The sequence below is a fragment of the Lonepinella sp. BR2271 genome (assembly GCF_051851515.1).
Classification (GTDB): Bacteria; Pseudomonadota; Gammaproteobacteria; order Enterobacterales; family Pasteurellaceae; genus Lonepinella.
In genome coordinates this window covers 1-15,217 of record NZ_JBPDVF010000001.1, presented here as the reverse complement: position 1 = coordinate 15,217, position 15,217 = coordinate 1, and the positions used below count along the sequence as shown (strand labels likewise).

General features: G+C 41.8%; 14 protein-coding genes and 3 tRNA genes. 3 read left to right on the top strand and 14 right to left on the bottom strand.

Features of this window, described 5'->3' with window-relative positions; translation table 11 throughout:
* Positions 1-10: 10 nt before the first annotated feature.
* From ACTG7X_RS00085 to ACTG7X_RS00070, 4 genes are all read right to left on the bottom strand, one after another.
* Complete coding sequence (locus tag ACTG7X_RS00085; protein ID WP_439256546.1) at positions 11-1,516, bottom strand: tripartite tricarboxylate transporter permease; 1,506 nt, start codon at positions 1,514-1,516, stop codon at positions 11-13.
* 10 nt (positions 1,517-1,526) lie between these two features.
* A complete protein-coding gene (locus ACTG7X_RS00080; RefSeq protein ID WP_439256545.1) occupies positions 1,527-1,979 on the bottom strand; it encodes a tripartite tricarboxylate transporter TctB family protein in 453 nt (150 codons plus the stop codon).
* A gap of 91 nt (positions 1,980-2,070) precedes the next feature.
* Positions 2,071-3,048: a tripartite tricarboxylate transporter substrate binding protein gene (locus tag ACTG7X_RS00075; RefSeq protein WP_439256544.1), complete on the bottom strand. Its 978-nt coding sequence runs from the start codon at positions 3,046-3,048 to the stop codon at positions 2,071-2,073.
* Between the two features lie 120 nt (positions 3,049-3,168).
* Positions 3,169-4,260 carry an anaerobic sulfatase maturase gene (locus ACTG7X_RS00070; protein ID WP_439256858.1) on the bottom strand — a complete coding sequence of 364 codons (1,092 nt, stop codon included), beginning with the start codon at positions 4,258-4,260 and terminating at the stop codon, positions 3,169-3,171.
* Positions 4,261-4,410: 150 nt separating this feature from the next.
* Between ACTG7X_RS00070 and ACTG7X_RS00065 the strand changes: the two genes are divergently transcribed.
* Positions 4,411-5,223 carry a sulfite exporter TauE/SafE family protein gene (locus ACTG7X_RS00065; RefSeq protein WP_439256543.1) on the top strand — a complete coding sequence of 271 codons (813 nt, stop codon included), beginning with the start codon at positions 4,411-4,413 and terminating at the stop codon, positions 5,221-5,223.
* A gap of 142 nt (positions 5,224-5,365) precedes the next feature.
* On the opposite strand, the gene ACTG7X_RS00060 is transcribed toward ACTG7X_RS00065, so the two are convergent.
* The 7 genes from ACTG7X_RS00060 to ACTG7X_RS00030 form a co-directional block, all read right to left on the bottom strand.
* On the bottom strand, positions 5,366-5,986 hold the full coding sequence (locus tag ACTG7X_RS00060) for a biliverdin-producing heme oxygenase (protein ID WP_439256542.1): 621 nt from the start codon (positions 5,984-5,986) through the stop codon (positions 5,366-5,368).
* 146 nt (positions 5,987-6,132) lie between these two features.
* The gene (gene era, locus ACTG7X_RS00055) at positions 6,133-7,074 is read right to left on the bottom strand and encodes a GTPase Era (protein ID WP_439256541.1); all 942 of its coding nucleotides are present in this window, start codon (positions 7,072-7,074) and stop codon (positions 6,133-6,135) included.
* Positions 7,074-7,748: a ribonuclease III gene (gene rnc / locus ACTG7X_RS00050; protein WP_439256540.1), complete on the bottom strand. Its 675-nt coding sequence runs from the start codon at positions 7,746-7,748 to the stop codon at positions 7,074-7,076. The genes era and rnc overlap by 1 nt, the downstream gene beginning before the upstream one ends.
* The gene (gene lepB / locus ACTG7X_RS00045) at positions 7,748-8,770 is read right to left on the bottom strand and encodes a signal peptidase I (protein ID WP_439256539.1); all 1,023 of its coding nucleotides are present in this window, start codon (positions 8,768-8,770) and stop codon (positions 7,748-7,750) included. Before lepB ends, rnc begins: the two co-directional genes overlap by 1 nt.
* A gap of 12 nt (positions 8,771-8,782) precedes the next feature.
* On the bottom strand, positions 8,783-10,576 hold the full coding sequence (lepA, locus tag ACTG7X_RS00040) for a translation elongation factor 4 (protein ID WP_439243478.1): 1,794 nt from the start codon (positions 10,574-10,576) through the stop codon (positions 8,783-8,785).
* Between the two features lie 159 nt (positions 10,577-10,735).
* Positions 10,736-11,119: an autonomous glycyl radical cofactor GrcA gene (gene grcA / locus ACTG7X_RS00035; RefSeq protein ID WP_439243481.1), complete on the bottom strand. Its 384-nt coding sequence runs from the start codon at positions 11,117-11,119 to the stop codon at positions 10,736-10,738.
* A gap of 279 nt (positions 11,120-11,398) precedes the next feature.
* Positions 11,399-12,259: a cysteine ABC transporter substrate-binding protein gene (locus ACTG7X_RS00030; protein ID WP_439243485.1), complete on the bottom strand. Its 861-nt coding sequence runs from the start codon at positions 12,257-12,259 to the stop codon at positions 11,399-11,401.
* A gap of 178 nt (positions 12,260-12,437) precedes the next feature.
* Here ACTG7X_RS00030 and ACTG7X_RS00025 point away from each other — a divergent pair, with 178 nt between their 5' ends.
* The gene (locus tag ACTG7X_RS00025; protein ID WP_439256538.1) at positions 12,438-13,697 is read left to right on the top strand and encodes a GntP family permease; all 1,260 of its coding nucleotides are present in this window, start codon (positions 12,438-12,440) and stop codon (positions 13,695-13,697) included.
* A gap of 8 nt (positions 13,698-13,705) precedes the next feature.
* Positions 13,706-14,869: a glycerate kinase gene (locus ACTG7X_RS00020; protein ID WP_439256537.1), complete on the top strand. Its 1,164-nt coding sequence runs from the start codon at positions 13,706-13,708 to the stop codon at positions 14,867-14,869.
* A 7-nt stretch (positions 14,870-14,876) separates the two neighbouring features.
* Here the strand turns inward: ACTG7X_RS00020 and ACTG7X_RS00015 are convergent.
* The 3 genes from ACTG7X_RS00015 to ACTG7X_RS00005 form a co-directional block, all read right to left on the bottom strand.
* Positions 14,877-14,952: transfer RNA gene (locus tag ACTG7X_RS00015), tRNA-Lys, on the bottom strand.
* A 48-nt stretch (positions 14,953-15,000) separates the two neighbouring features.
* A tRNA-Lys gene (locus ACTG7X_RS00010) sits at positions 15,001-15,076 on the bottom strand.
* A 62-nt stretch (positions 15,077-15,138) separates the two neighbouring features.
* A tRNA-Lys gene (locus ACTG7X_RS00005) sits at positions 15,139-15,214 on the bottom strand.
* Between the last annotated feature and the right edge of the window lie 3 nt (positions 15,215-15,217).

The window sequence follows — 15,217 nt, the reverse complement described above, 5'->3', positions numbered from 1 at the left end:
GTTTCCTTCTCTAAAATGATGGATTTTTTGACCGCACTTTTTGGGTGTTATTCCAAATAATGCTCAAAATGACTAAGCCAATTAAAATACAAAATACCAATGAAAATGGGCGATTGATGAAAATATCCCAATTGCCATCTGAAATCATTAAGGAACGGCGGAAATTTTTCTCGGTTAATGCCCCGAGTACCATTCCCAACAAGGTTGGCACCGCAGAAAAACCGAGTTTTTCCATAAGGTAGGCAATCAAGCCAAACACAATGGTTGTCCCCACATCAAACATTGATTCTTTGAGTGAATACGCCCCCGCAAAACAGAATACGGCAATGATCGGAATCAGAATTTCCTGTGGAATTTTCACCACTTTAGCAAAGAAACGCAGCAAATATTTGCCTTGAAGCAGCATAAACAGATTGACGAATAACAACCCGATCATAATGGCATACACCGATGATCCGTGAGTTTCAAAGAGATTCGGCCCAGGGGTTAAGCCGTTAATCATCAAGGCTCCCAACATTAACGCCACAGCCGCATCACCAGGGATTCCCAAGGTGAGCAATGGGATTAATGCGGTTCCCGTAATGGCATTATTGGCGGATTCGGCAGCAGCAATGCCTTCAATGGATCCGTGTCCAAATTCTTCGGGCTTTTTGGACACTTTGCGTGATGTGTCATAACTTAAGAAAGACGCAATGGATGCCCCTGTTCCTGGGATAATCCCCACTAAAATCCCCGACAAGGATCCAATTCCCATTGGTTTAATTAATCGTCCCCATTCGCCTTTTTGTAGTCGACCCTTATCCAATGATTTGCTCATCACATTCTCGGTGTGATCGGGTTTTAACGTCGATCCTTTGTTGATAATTTCAATCAAGGCAAATAAGCCAATCAACACCACCACCAAATCAAATCCGCTGTATAAATTGATGTTATCAAAGGCAAATCGCATTGTACTGCCGCTGATTAAATCCATTCCAATAAAGGATAAAAACAAGCCTAAACAACCCGAAATAATGCCTTTCAATAGGCTTTCTCCGCTCACACCAGCGATAATGGTTAAACCAAAAGCACAGATTAAGAAATATTCGGGCGATCCCATTTTCATTGCTACGCTGGCCACTTCGGGTGCTAAAAACAGCAATACTAACGCACTGACAATGCCACCGACAAAAGACGCATACAGGGCAATATTCAAGGCTTTTTGAGCTTGCCCGTGAGTCGCAAGGGGATGTCCATCTAACATTGTGGCGGCAGCGTGCGGTGTACCAGGGGTTTTAATTAAAATTGCTGAAATAGAACCGCCGTAGCTCCCAGCACAATAGATTCCCAACAGGAACATAAAGGAATGAATTGCCCCTAAAGAATAGGTGATCGGCAAAAATAATACCAAACAGAGCATTACGGTTAAACCGGGGATAGAACCAAACACAATGCCTAAAAACAGTCCAAGATTCATCCACAGAAAACTACCCCAGTTAAAAAACTCGCCAAAACCTGAAACCATTAAATCCCACATAGAAATCTCCTTATGGCAATGACACGTTTAACACATATTCAAATAGCACGGAAATCATCACAATCACTGCCGCCACAATGGCGTAATATCGCCAATTGCGACAACCGCAGAACCGCAACATTGCCGCAGAAAAAAGCATTGATGCAATAGCAAATGGCAACCAGTGCATTAACCCCCAATATAACGCCAGCAACAGCAGCACCATCAGGGAACGGGATTCCTGTTTAAACTGGAGTTCCACCATTTTAACGGGCTGTTTACGTCCCCATTTAATCAGTTCTTTAATCAACAAAATCAAACTACATAACCCCATTAAGCCAATAATCAAACGGGGAAAAGTTTGGGAATTAATCGGATCATCGTGGCTCAGCACAATTTGGCTCGGAATCAACCACCAAATCACCGCTGAAACCACGAGAAAAACCACCGCACCCACTAAATCTTGTCTAAATTGCACTTTCATTGCCACACTCCTATTGCACTTTTTATTGCACCTTTTGCACATCGAGCCAATCGCCCTGACTCGCTTAGCAAATCAGGGCAATGGAGCGAATTTATTTCACTAATTTGGAATATTTCTCCGCTTTCGCAATGGTTGAATCAATGTAGGCTTTCACTGCCGCACCATCTTTAATATCAAGGGTTAAACCAATATTTTTTGCGGTAGCTTGCAATTTCGGATTTTCCAAAATCGCTTTTAGTGCGGTGTAATTTTTGTCAATAATGGCTTGATCGGTACCTGCACGCATAAAGACCGCACAAATGTTGGTCATCCACGTATCGTGCCCGTGTTGCACCACGCTATCTAGGTTATACACATCATCCACCAAGCGTTTTTCATCAAATGCCACCACAGGTTTTACATTGCCTGCTTTGACAAATTCACGAGCCAACGATGCGTGAGTGACGGCAAAATCCACTTCACCCGATACCACCGCTGTTAAGGCTTCGTTCGCCCCCTCATAAGGAATAATTTTGAATTTGCCGCCCATTTCAGTGAACAATGCTGCCGCTTGCATTGCCTCACTGGATGCTGTGCCATTAGCTGCAATTTTGACGTCTTTACCTTCTGCAATCAGTTTTTGTAAATCATCAAAACTGGCTACGCCGGCTTTAGGGTTTGCCAATAGAACAAAAGTAGATGAATAAATATTGATGATTGGCACATAATCTTCAAATTTATAGGCGACTTTCATTGAAATCGGAGCAATGGCAAAACTACCTTCACCACCTAAAATCAATTTATGGGTATTCGGTTTTTCTTTCAAATATTCGGTCAACGCCACCGCACCGCCTGAACCTAAAATATTGTCCGCCAACAAGGGTTGACCATATTGATCTTTGCCATATTCCGTCATTGCTCGAGCAATTTGATCGGCTAAACCACCCACCGCCCACGGAGTGATAATGGTCACAGGTTGCGTTGGCCAACTGGCATTTTCAACCTTTTTCTCGTCTTTACAACCGCTTAATAAGGATAAGCCCAAGACTCCAGCAACCAGGGTTGCCAACATTTTTTTCCAACTTTTCATAATGTTCACCTTTGTGTTGTTAATATGGGGATTAGCATAACCAAGATTTTAGAGAAGTAGTATGATCATTGTCATATTTGGAATGTGAGCTAGATCACAAAATAAGAAAATAGTTTAAATTTAATGAGAATATTTATGCTGTTGTTTTAGGTAATTTGCTAACTGTTTCAAGTAAGGATCAAGGTATTCCAAGGTAGAATAATAGGCTTCACAAAGTTGATTATGGGGTTCGCCAAAACCCTGTACGGTACGATGTTTCGGGCAACCACCGTGACAAGCAAATTGAAAACGGCATTGTTGGCAACGTTGAGAAAGCTGTGATTTCATTTTGCCAAAACGCTGTTGCTGTGAAGAATAGGTCATATCTCGCAACGGCGTTTCTATTAAATTGCCTAGTTTGTATTCAGGATAAACATAATGATCACAACTATAAAGATCGCCATTTTGCTCAATAATCATTTGATCGCCACAAGCTTTGCGAAAAATGCAAAGACTTGGCTCTAATCCCAAATATGCCATTAACCATTGTTCAATAAACTGTACACCAATACGTCCAATGTCATGGGGATACCATTGATCAAAAATATCTCGCATCATTTTTCCGTAGTCTTTGGCGGTGGCTTTTTGTTCCCATTCTCCCATTAAAGGAATAAATTGCATATAGGTTGAGCCGATTTCTCGCAAAAATTGATAGACTTCCGCCCCTGATTGCACATTGGCTTTATGCACAACAGTGAGCGTATTAAAGTCTATTTGATATTGCTTGAGTAAGTTCAAGGCTGCCATCACCTGTTTGAATGTCCCTTTCTGACTTTTACTCACCCGATAAGCATCGTGCATTGCTTCCGTACCATCAATGGAAAGCCCAACTAAAAATTGATGTTCTCGCAAGAAATCTACCCATTCTGAATTGAGTAACACACCATTAGTCTGCAACGCATTATAAATTTTTTTTCCGTTAGCATAACGCTGTTGTAATTTCACCGCTTGCCGATAAAAATCAATGCCTGCCAATGTGGGCTCGCCCCCTTGCCAGAGAAAGGTGACTTCTTGTTGTGGAGCTTGGCGAATATAGCTTTCAATATATCTTTCCAATAAGTCAAAATCCATATGGCGTTGAGCAAGGTGCGGTTTTGCTAAATAAAAGCAATAATGGCAATCTAAATTACAGATTGAACCTGCGGGCTTTGCCATAATTTGAAAGGGATGAATTTGCATAAAATATCCTTATTTTTTAACCGCACTTTAGGAATATAACTTAAGTATAAATGGCAATAATTTTGACTCATTATGATCCCTATCATAACATCAACAAATAAGACAACGGCAAAATACCCAAAAAATATTTTGTGAGAGATAACAATGACAATAACAATGATTGCTGTTTTAATACTAAGTGGGATAATGACGAATATCGTTTCCGCACTCTTTGGTATTGGTGGAGGCGTATTAATGGTGCCGATTTTGCGAACCCTGTTTCCCAATATCCCCATGCAGATTATTGCTGCCACATCATTAACCATTGTGATGTCCACCTCCTTAATTAACCTGATTTTATTTCGCCATCAACATATTAATATTAACATCAAAAGTATGTTACTGTGGTCAATCGGAATGATTATCGGTGTACAACTTGGCTTTGAATTAAGTTTCATCTTGGCAGAAACTGGTATTGTGAGCATTTTTGTTGTCACTTTAATCCTATTGGCGATCAAAACATTTTTTTCTAAAAAAAGAAATCAAGAAAATACACAAAAAGCTGATAAAAAAGAATATATTACAGGGATGTTAGTTTGTGCTTTTGGGGGATTTATCGCAGGCATTACAGGGATCGGTGGTGGTTCTATAATGGCACCTTTGGTTAATCAATTAAAAAGTGTCCAAACCAAGCAGATTGCAGTTTACACCAATTATATGATGTTTATTGGCGGATTCGGTAGCCTTATCGGTTATATATCACGTCACATTGATTTACCTAAAGCCTTAAGTGGTAGTTGGCAAATTGGTTACGTCAATTTTACCATTGTTGCCATTGTAGTCTCCGCCTCCTTTGCAATGAGTTTCTTTTCGATGAAATTAAGGGGAAAACTCAGCCCACAGGTAACGACAAGATTATTGGCATGGATATTATTAATGATTGCCTGTTATATGGCTATATTGCAATGGTATAATTGAACTATCATGTAAAAAAGCACAATCCAAATGTACTATATTTTTGGGGCTCTATCAAAAAAAACTATATTCGACATAATGGGCAAAAGGGCGAGTCGTTCTAATAGACTCGCCCTATTTTATGATATGTATTTAAAGGTGAAAATTAAGGATGAAACGGCCCTTGATTCGGTGCCTCATAATTTTCTGGTAAACCAAAAATCTGACGCACAATCACCTTGTAAAATGCAAAAGCATCTTTTGCCCCTTGAATGGCCTCATCTTCTGCTTGGGCGTCTAGGCCTAAATTATCCAAATACACTTTAAATTCACGCCAATGTTTACCTCGCCCATCAGGATGGCCGGCTAAATGGCTTGCCCCATTTTCGGCATCAAAACTTAATCTTTTTTCGGCGGCTTTATATAAAAACGCCGCCCCAAGATTGGAACCCTCTGCACAATATAACCAACCAATGGCGGCATTGCCTTGTGGATGGGGTAAATGACCTTTAAATTCATAAGGTTGACTATTTAACACGGCAAGATCTTTCAACACTCTATCATAGCGTGCCATATATTCTAATTCTGGAATTTTCTTATTGAGTTCAGGATCTTTGTAAATATCATCTACAATCTTGTGGAACACGGATTGTAATTGTAAAAATTTCGCATAATTCTCATTATTCTTAAACGGTTCCACCGACATCACAAGATTATCTACACTATCATGTGTGGTACGGTTAGCGGCTTTTAAACGTTCAGAAAAGGTTTGTTGTTCTTGTGTCATAATACGTTTCCTATTGATTTTCAGATTATTTTCCGTAGAAAGATGCTTTAATATACTCGAATTGATTCTAATTATCAATAGAATTCAGGAGAAATAAAAATCCCTATACACAAGCATAGGGATTCATGTTCATTGGCTTAGAAAAACTAATATTCTTCCATATACCCCAAACTACGCAAGGCACGTTCATCATCTGCCCAACCTGATTTGACCTTAACCCAAAGCTCTAAATGCACTTTGTTATCAAATAAGCGTTCCATATCTTGACGAGCCTCGGTGCCGATCACTTTGATTTTTTGTCCTCCTTGACCAATCACCATTTTTTTCTGACCGTCACGTTCCACCAAAATTAAGCCGTTGATTTCGTAGGTACCTCGTTCGTTGAGTTTAAATTGTTCGATTTCAACGGTTACCGAATACGGCAATTCTTCGCCCATAAAACGCATGAGTTTTTCACGGATAATTTCGGAGGCCATAAAACGTTGTGAGCGGTCAGTCACGTAATCTTCGGGGAAATGATGGTCGCCCTTTTTCAACGCATTACGCACGATTTTTTTCAAATTATGTACGTTATTTCCACGTTGAGCAGAAATCGGCACAATGTCTTTGAAATTAAATTTTTTGCTTAATTCGGTGATGAATGGCAATAATTCATCTTTATTTTTGACGTTATCAATTTTATTAATGGCTAACACCACTGGCGTTTTGACTTGGCGTAATTTGTTTAACACCATATCATCATCTTCATTCCAATGAGTACCGTCCACCACAAAAATAATTAAATCCACATCACCAATAGCACTGCTGGCCGCACGGTTCATTAAGCGGTTAATGGCTCGTTTTTCTTCAATATGCAATCCGGGGGTATCCACATAAACCGCTTGATAGGCACCGTCAGTATCAATGCCAACGATACGGTGGCGAGTGGTTTGGGCTTTGCGTGAAGTAATCGAAACTTTTTGCCCTAATATTTTATTTAATAAGGTGGATTTTCCCACATTCGGGCGACCCACAATGGCGATAAAGCCACAATAGGTGTCGGTAGGTTGTTCGTTGTTTAGGTCAGTGGGTAACTGTTCTTCTGTCATTATTTTATATCCAGTTCTTTTAAAATTTGTTCGGCAGCGGCTTGTTCCGCTTTGCGACGACTATTGGCCACCCCAATAAAAGTGTGGTCAAAATTTTCCGCATGGCATTCTACGGTGAAAGTTTGACAATGAGCCTCGCCTGTGGTTTTGATAATTTGGTAGCTTGGTAGGCTTAATCCTTTGCCTTGCAAATATTCTTGTAAGCGTGTTTTCGGATCTTTCTGATTTTCGCCTGGTTTAATGGTGGCTAAAAGTGGCTGATACCATTGGCAAATGATCGACATGGCATGAACTAAATCACTGTCTAAGGACATGGCACCGATAATGGCCTCTACACAGTCGGCCAAAATGGAAGCTCGACGAAATCCACCACTTTTTAGCTCGCCTGAACCTAGCACTAAATAATCCCCCAACTCAAACTGGCGGGCTAACTCGGCCAATGTGGGTTCTCGCACTAAGGTGGCTCGCATACGGCTGAGTTCGCCCTCGTTACATTTTGGGAACTGCTGATAAAGGGCTTGTGCAATGGTTAAATTCAAAATCCCATCGCCCAAAAATTCAAGGCGTTCATTATGCACCTTTGCCGCACTACGGTGCGTTAAGGCTTGTTTTAACAACGCAAGATCAGTAAATTGATAGCCGATCTTGCTTTGTAATCGGGTTAAATCATTCATTATTTAATTTTCGTAAATAAACGTTCAGTACGAATGCCGGTCGGCCATTCATTTGGTTTTTTATCTAAGCTCAACCAAATATAAGTGGCTTTACCGACAATATTTTTCTCTGGTACAAAACCCCAGAAACGACTGTCTTCACTCATATTACGGTTATCGCCCATCACGAAATATTGCCCTGCTGGCACCACCCATTCGGTAATATAATATTCTTGTTTCACATAGTCTTTGTAGCGATAGCCTTCAGAAATCGGCTCAGGGAACCAATGAATTTGATGGCTCACATCCCCTGTTTCGGTGAGTTCTAGCATACTTGGGCCATAAATAAAACTGCCGTCGGGATTTTTACCAATAATGGCTTTAAATTCATCATTTTGTTGCGGTTCGCTATACGTGAATTCTTTGCTTTCGCACTCATCTTCACAAGCCTTGCCGTCTTTGCCATAAACAATGGTCAATTTGCGTTCTAGCTCATTATACAGCACTCGGTCACCGCCCATGGCCACCACACGCTTGATATAATCAATATTGGGTTGTGGTGGTGCTTTAAACACAATCACATCACCACGTTGTACTTTGCCTGTTTCCATTAAGGTATTTTGGAATACCGGATCTTTCACGCCGTAAGCATATTTTTCCACCACAATGAAATCCCCGACACGTAAAGTCGGTTCCATGGATTGCGAGGGAATTTGGAACGGTTCAAACACAAAAGAACGCAGAATCAATACGAACGCCAACACAGGGAACAAGGAAGAAATAAATTCTTCGCCCTCGCCAATGGGTTCAATGACGGCTTTTTCTTCATCGCTTAAGGTTTTTCCAGTGCGTTGTTCGGTACGTGCAATTTGACGGCGACGACGTGGCAACACGGAAAAACGATGATAGCACCACAGCACGCCAGAAAGTGCGGTGAATAAAATCAATAAAATGGAAAATGTGTTTGGTAATTGTAGATAATCTAACACTTTCCAAACCGCAAAGCCCACAACTAATAAAATGGGGAGAAAAAGTTTTGACATAGTCTTCCTTATTTAATCTTTTCCAACGTGTAAAATGGCTAAAAACGCCTCTTGTGGCACTTCGACATTGCCGAGTTGTTTCATGCGTTTTTTACCTTCTTTTTGTTTCTGCAACAGTTTTTTCTTACGGCTCACGTCCCCACCGTAACATTTTGCTAAGACGTTTTTACGTAATTGTTTCACCGTGGAACGTGCAATAATTTGGTTACCAATCGCTGCTTGAATGGCAATATCAAATTGCTGACGTGGAATCAATTCTTTCATTTTTTCCACTAATTCACGGCCACGATATGGGGCATTATCTTTGTGAACGATCAACGCCAACGCATCCACACGATCGCCATTAATCATAATATCCACCCGTGCCATATTGGCCGATTGGAAACGTTTAAAACCATAATCCAATGACGCATAGCCTCGTGAGGTCGATTTTAAGCGGTCAAAGAAATCAAGCACCACTTCGCCCATGGGAATTTCATAGGTCAAGGCAATTTGATTACCATGATACACCATATTGGTTTGCACCCCACGTTTTTCAATACACAAGGTGATCACATTGCCTAAATAATCCTGTGGCACCAACATATTACATTCTGCAATCGGCTCACGAATATCCGCAATGTTACTCAACGGCGGTAATTTCGCAGGACTGTCTATATAGACAACATCACCGTTAGTGAGTTCAACTTCATATACGACGGTTGGTGCGGTGGTGATTAAATCCAGATCATATTCACGTTCTAAACGTTCTTGAATGATCTCCATGTGCAACAAGCCCAAGAATCCACAGCGGAAACCAAAGCCAAGTGCAGTGGAATTTTCCGGTTCATAGAACAAGGAGGCATCATTTAAACTTAACTTGCCCAAGGCATCACGAAACGCCTCATAATCGTCTGAACTGATCGGGAATAACCCGGCATAAACCTGTGGTTTAACCTTTTTAAAACCGGGTAAGACCTCTGTTGCTGAATGATGTTGATGAGTTAAGGTATCCCCCACTGGTGCGCCTAAAATATCTTTAATGGCACACACCACCCAACCCACTTCGCCGGTTTTTAGCTCAGTGGTATCTACTTGTTTTGGCGTGAAGATACCCAAACGATCTACATTATAGGCTTGTCCAGTACTCATGACTTTAATTTTATCGCCTTTTTTAATTGAACCATTTTTTACTCGAACCAACGACACCACGCCCAAATAGTTATCAAACCAAGAGTCAATAATCAAGGCTTGTAACGGTGCATTAGGATCACCCTCTGGGGCCGGAATTTTTGCCACGATTTCTTCTAATACATCTTCAATCCCGACGCCTGTTTTGGCAGAACAACGTACGGCCTCAATAGCATCAATACCTACAATGTCTTCAATTTCTTCGGCGACACGTTCAGGTTCTGCGGCAGGCAAATCGATTTTATTTAAAATCGGCACCACTTCCAAATTCATATCTAATGCGGTATAACAGTTGGCCAAGGTTTGGGCCTCCACCCCTTGTCCTGCATCCACCACCAACAATGCCCCCTCGCAAGCAGCCAAAGAGCGAGATACTTCATAGGAAAAGTCAACATGCCCTGGTGTGTCGATAAAGTTAAGCTGATAAGTTTCACCATTTTTTGCTTTATAGTTTAAGGTGACGCTTTGTGCTTTAATCGTGATACCACGCTCACGTTCCAGATCCATGGAATCCAGCACCTGTGCTTCCATTTCACGATCGGACAAGCCCCCGCAAGTTTGAATCAAACGATCAGAAAGCGTGGATTTTCCGTGGTCAATATGAGCGATAATAGAAAAGTTACGAATATTTTGCATATAAAATAAGTTAACAATAAGTTCCTAAAAGATAATCGGGGAATTGTACCTGAAATAGCGGTACTAAGCTAGAAGTGCGGTCTTTTTTTCGTTGATTTTTATAAAATAAAACACCCTGACCAAGGATCAGGGTGCGAAATGTGATTTCAACGAAACCAATTATAGGCTTTCAGTGAAAGTACGAGTGATAACATCACGTTGTTGTTCTGGGGTTAATGAGTTGAAACGTACGGCATAACCTGAAACACGAATGGTTAATTGTGGGTATTTTTCAGGGTGTTTCACGGCATCTTCTAAGGTTTCACGACGTAAAACGTTTACGTTTAAGTGTTGACCACCTTCTACTTTTACCGTTGGCGCAACGTCAACCGGTAATTCACGATATTCGATTTTACCTAATTCGTTGATCGCAACGATTTGGTCTTCAGCGAAATCGCCTTTTGCACATAAACAACGGGCTTCACCTTTGTCGCTGTCTAATAACCAGAATGAGTTTAATAAATTGTCATTCGCTGCTTGTGTAATTTGAATACCTTTAATCATAAAGTGCCTCCATTTGGCTGTTTATTTAAATAATGTCATTTCTAAAAGATGCACGAATTTTATCAAAAAATTTGATTCTTTCAACTATTTTTGACTAAAATCAAGCCAATTTCGCCGATAAATTCAAATAACTTGATTTATTTCAAAATAATTTAGTAAAAATTAACTAAATATAACATTTTATTAACATTTTTATTCTACATAATTAACAAACTATTATCGAACACGCATAAAAAATGCGTTCCAAATAGAACGCACTTTTCATCAATTTGTATGGTTTTATTTATATTCCACTAAAATATCTTTCTCACTAATGGTATCACCATAAACCGGTAATAATGTTTGCTCATAAGCACGTTTTAATGAACCGTCTTTAGATAATTTTTCGGTTTCTGCACTTAACCATTCAAGCAAATCTTTGTCTTCTTTACGCACGGCACCCGCAATGGTGTCTTGGTCGCCTAAGGATTTAATGCCCACGGTGAAACCTGGATTTTCTTTCGCCCAAGCGAATAATAAAGTGTTGTCATGCGCTAAGGCATCGCCACGTCCATCCACTAAGGCTTGGAAAGTTTCGGTATTTTGTTCAAATTTTAACAATTTGATTTGTGGATAGTTTTTGGTAAAGAAAGCGTCTGCGGTGGTGCCTTTATTGACTAATAACGTTTTGCCCTCAAGATCTTTCACGTCAGTAATCACGGCGCCATCTTTGGAGGCCACACCTAAAGCCACTTGCATGTAAGGTTTAGCAAAATCCACTACTTCTTGACGAGCGGGCGTCACAGTGAAGTTGGCTAAAATAATGTCTACTTTGTTAGAGGTTAAATACTCTACTCGGTTTGCCGCTTCCACCACCACAAATTCCACTTTGCTCGCATCGCCGAGTAAATCTTTGGTTAAATCTTTGGCGATTTCCACATCAAAACCTTGGTTTTTGCCATTTTGATCCACATAACCAAATGGCGGTTTGTCGCCAAACACGCCAATACGCACTTTGTCCGCTTGCTTAATGCGTTCAACAGCAGAGGCTTTGGTCGGTTCCGCTTTGGCAGTTTCTTTACTGTTATTGTCGCAAGCGGTGACGCCCACGGCTAACAATAAAGTGGCTAAAAGTGCGGTGATTTTTTTTACGTTTTTCATAATGATGATCCTTTATAAGAGTGATTTGGTGAAAGGGATTATAAAAAAGTTGAGCGCCGTAAGGAAAGAATTAAAGATTATTTGATATAGCGTTTTGGAATAATATTCAAGGTTATCATTCCCACCCCAATTTATGTTATATTATGCTCCTCACCTTGATACAATAAAGGAATCTATCATGACCACTATCTCGGCATTAGGCGCTATCGTGGCTCTCACGGTTGCGATTTTGCTTATTCTAAAAAAAGTCTCCCCTGCCTACGGTATGTTAACCGGTGCCTTAATGGGCGGATTAATCGGCGGTGCCAATCTGACAGAGACAGTCGAATTAATGATTGGCGGGGCGCAAGGCATTACAACCGCTGTAATGCGAATTTTAGCCGCAGGGGTGTTAGCCGGTGTGTTAATTGAATCTGGCGCAGCGGCCACCATTGCCGAAACCATTGTCAAAAAGCTCGGCGAAACTCGTGCCTTATTAGCCTTAGCGTTGGCTACGCTCATTTTAACTGCGGTTGGCGTGTTTATTGATGTGGCGGTCATCACTGTTTCCCCCATTGCACTTGCCTTAGCCAAACGAGGCAATCTGTCTAAAATGGCGATCTTAATTGCCATGGTTGGCGGTGGTAAAGCGGGGAATATTATGTCACCGAACCCGAATGCCATTGCCGCCTCTGACGTGTTCCATATTCCCTTAACGTCGTTGATGGCGGCGGGTATTATTCCAGCAATATTTGGCTTAATGATGACCTACTTCTTGGCGAAAAAGTTGATCCATAAAGGGAGTAAGGTCAGTGAACAGGAAGTCATTCTGCATTCTAGCGCCCTTCCCTCTTTTACCGCAGCCATCACAGCGCCTTTGTGTGCAATTTTACTGCTCGCCTTGCGCCCCTTGTTCGGTATTGTTGTAGATCCCTTAATTGCCTTACCCCTTGGTGGTATCGTCGGCGCCATTGCCATGGGAAAAGGTCGACACAGTAATCAATATGCCATCAGTGGATTAAGCAAAATGGCGCCCGTTGCGATCATGTTATTAGGCACAGGCACCTTGGCGGGCATTGTGTCGCATTCTGCGCTAAAAGATGTGCTTATTGAGGCCCTGTCCTCCTCGGGACTTCCCTCTTATTTACTGGCGCCAATTTCGGGTATTCTGATGTCACTGGCCACTTCCTCTACCACGGCGGGTACCGTGGTTGCGGCGAATGTATTTAGTCAACCCTTAATGGAATTGGGGGTCAGCGGACTTGCGGCTGCGGCAATGATTCATGTCGGCGCTACCGTCGGCGATCATATGCCACATGGTTCGTTCTTCCATGCGACAGGCGGCAGTGTCAATATGGAGATGAAAGAACGGTTGAAATTAATTCCTTATGAAACAGCGGTGGGCTTGATCATGACAATCGTGTCAACCCTGATTTTTGGCGTGTTTCATCTATTCTAGGAGAAAAAATGAAAATTGTCATTGCCCCCGATAGTTTTAAAGAAAGCCTCTCTGCGCTTGAGGTTGCTGCAGCCATTGAAACTGGCTTTAAAAAGGTATTTCCACAAGCCGAATATGGCAAAATCCCCATGGCCGACGGCGGCGAGGGGACGGTACAATCCTTAGTTGATGCCACACAAGGCGAACGCATTCATGTGGGGGTGACTGCTCCCCTAGGCAATAAAATTACCGCATTTTTGGGTTTATCTGGCGATAAACAAACGGCATTTATTGAAATGGCCGCTGCATCAGGCTTGCATTTAGTGCCAATGGATAAACGCAATCCGTTGCATACCACGAGCTACGGCACCGGTGAATTGATTAATGCCGCCCTAAACTGCGGTGTAAAAAAAGTGATTTTAGGCATTGGCGGCAGTGCCACCAATGACGGTGGCGTTGGCATGTTGCAAGCCCTAGGGGCAAAATTTTTAGATGAACAAGGCAACGAAATTGGCTTGGGGGGTGAACAATTAGCTCGGATTCAACATATTGATGTTAGCCAACTCAACCCCGAATTATCACAGGTGGCTTTTGAAGTGGCCTGTGATGTAGATAATCCTTTATGTGGTGAAAAAGGTGCCTCTGCCGTATTCGGGCCACAAAAAGGCGCCACAGCGGAAATGGTTCAAACACTTGATCAAGCCTTGCTACATTTTTCCTATATCGTACAACGGGATCTTGGTTTAAATATCCGAGATCAAGCCGGGGCGGGCGCCGCAGGTGGCATGGGTGGTGGCTTGTTATTGCTCCCTAACGTGCAACTCAAAGCTGGCGTACAAATCGTGATAGAGGCCGTACAGTTAAGCAACGCCGTACAACAGGCCGATCTTGTAATCACGGGAGAGGGACGCATGGACGCACAAAGCATTCATGGTAAAACCCCGATTGGCGTAGCCAGAACAGCCAAACGGTTTAACAAGCCTGTAATTGCCATAGTTGGCAGTTTGCGAGAAGATTATCCGGTTGTTTATGAGCAAGGTATTGATGCCGTGTTCCCGATTATTCGCCAAGTGGATAGTCTTGAAAACATTCTAAATTCAGGGCGTAAAAATTTAATTTCCACCGCAGAAAATGTGGCGAGATTGTGGAAAATAGCAACACTTTTGTCTACTATGCCAAAAATTTATCAATGAACAATCATGGTGGGTCGTAAGGGATTCGAACCCTTGACTAACGGATTAAGAGTCCGCTGCTCTACCAACTGAGCTAACGACCCGTCTGGGAGGTTGTTACTTTTAGGATTAAAAAATGGTATTTAATTAAGTGGTGGGCCGTGAAGGATTCGAACCTTCGACAAACGGATTAAAAGTCCGCTGCTCTACCGACTGAGCTAACGGCCCACTGGGGTTTTCTTAGTTTTGCTTATTTCTAGCGTTAAAGCAAATTTTTCAATCTCATTAAGTGGTGGGCCGTGAAGGATTCGAACCTTCGACAAACGGATTAAAAGTCCGCTGCTCTACCGACTGAGCTAACGGCCCACT